Here is a 1946-nt window from a genome sequence, read left to right on the forward strand (position 1 = left end):
CCACCCGCTACGACAAACGCTCCGACCGCTACCTCGCCGCCATCACCCTCGCCAGCACCCTCATCTGGCTCGACCAATGATCGACAAGACACCCCCTAGGGGCGCGTCGGTGCCGGGGTCCAGGCGGGGAGGGATTCTGTCCGGTGTTGCCAGGCGGGGGGCGGGGAGCCCTGCGGGTGTGAGGCGATGATTCCGCCGACAATCGCGCAGGTCGTGTCGATGTCGCCGCCCGCCTGGGCCGTCGTCCAGAACGCCTGTTCGTAGTCGCTCAGGGCGCGCGCGGCCGACCAGAGCGCGAACGGCACCGTGTCGTGCGCCGTCGTACGCCGTCCGCAGCCGAGGACGGCGGCGACGGTTCCCGCGTCGGCGTAGTCGAGCATGTCGCGCGCCCGGCGCAGCCCGGCGCCGACCGCGCTGCGCGCCGGTACCAGGGCGATCACGCCGTCGAGCAGCGCGCCGCCGTCCGGCGGCCCCGCGGGTGCCGCGACGAGCGCCGCGGCCGCGGCGACCGCCATCGCGCCGACCACGGCCTCCCGGTGCTGGTGCGTGGGGTAGGCGGAGATCTCGGCCTGGTGGGTGGCCTGCTCGGGGTCGTCGGCGTACCAGGCGCCCAGCGGCGCGATCCGCATGGCGGCGCCGTTGCCCCACGAGCCCTGGCCGTTGAAGAGCGCGGCGGCCAGCTCGCGCCAGTCCCCGCCCTCCCTGACCAGCCGCAGCAGCCGGTTGACGGCCGGCCCGTAGCCGCGGTCGAAGTCGTGGTGGACGGCGAAGGAGCGGGCGAGCGCGTCCTGGTCGATCCGGCGGTGCGCGGCGAGCACGGCCACCACCGAGCACGCCATCTCGGTGTCGTCGGTCCACTGCCAGGGCCCGGCGGGCAGCTCACGTCGCTTGAGCAGCGGATAGTTCTCCGGCACGAAGAACTGCGAGCCGAGCGCGTCCCCCACCGCCAGTCCGCGCAGGCTCGCCAGGGCGCGCTCCAGGCGCTCCGCGGAAGCGGAAGGGGGGTGGGCGGAGAAGTCAGCGGTCGTCATCGCCGTACCACTTTATCCGGTGATCCCGTACGGTTCCGGATCCCGCCACTGTTCGAACGGCCGGTCGAGTGTGTACTTGCCGTTCTCCCCCAGTACCAGCATCCGTGTCTCGCCGTTGCCCGGGTTCGACAGGGATTCGAACTCGGCGACCGTCCAATGGAACCAGCGCATGCAGAACAGCCGCATGGCCAGGCCATGGGTGACGATGAGGACGTTGGGCGGGTGGTCGGGGGCCTCGAAGCTGCGGAAGAGGCTCTCCAGGAAGCCGCCGACCCGGTCGTACACGTCGGCCCCGGACTCGCCCTGCGCGAAGCGGTAGAAGAAGTGTCCGTACGCGTCCCGGTACGCCTTTTGCAGGCGTACGTCGTCGCGGTCCTGCCAGTTGCCCCAGTCCTGCTCGCGCAGCCGGGGCTCCTCGCGGATCCGGACGAGGCCGGGGTCGAGCCGGAACTCTTGGAGGGTCTCGTGCGTTCTCCGGTACGGAGACACGTACACGCTCACGCGCTCCCCGCCGAAGAGCTCCCGCAGCCGCCCGCCCGTCTCCCCCGCCTGGTGCCGGCCCTTCTCGGTGAGGGCCAGCGCGTGGTCGGGCTCGCGTTCGTACACGGTGTCGTCGGCGTTGCCCATCGACTCCCCGTGGCGGACAAGGACGATGCGCCGTGGTCGTGCCATGTCTCGACCCTAGGGCCTGTTGTTCGGATCAGGTCGCAGGGGGCTGACGGTGCCGTTGCAATGCCGGTGAGCGGGGTCTGGTGCGTGCAGCTGCAAGGCGGAGGAGGGAGTCGATGCGGAGCGTCGGCGACCGACGACAACGCGGCAGATGTGCGCACCAGACCCCGCGTCTGCGGGCTGATCCAAACGACAGGCCCTAGTAGTGCTTCGTCAGGTTCTGGGCTGTCTGCGGCTTCTCCGAGG

At 71.3% G+C, this 1946-nt stretch carries 2 protein-coding genes; both read right to left on the reverse strand.

The features are described from left to right. Window positions 1-95: 95 nt before the first annotated feature. Window positions 96-1031 (reverse strand): ADP-ribosylglycohydrolase family protein, encoded by a 936-nt coding sequence (locus tag IO29_RS31215; RefSeq protein WP_030383519.1) that lies wholly within the window; start codon window positions 1029-1031, stop codon window positions 96-98. 12 nt (window positions 1032-1043) lie between these two features. Beyond that, the gene (locus tag IO29_RS31220) at window positions 1044-1703 is read right to left on the reverse strand and encodes a histidine phosphatase family protein (RefSeq protein WP_030383518.1); all 660 of its coding nucleotides are present in this window, start codon (window positions 1701-1703) and stop codon (window positions 1044-1046) included. Window positions 1704-1946: the final 243 nt, after the last annotated feature.

The sequence above is a fragment of the Streptomyces sp. NRRL F-6676 genome (assembly GCF_000725625.1).
Lineage (GTDB): Bacteria > Actinomycetota > Actinomycetes > Streptomycetales > Streptomycetaceae > Streptomyces.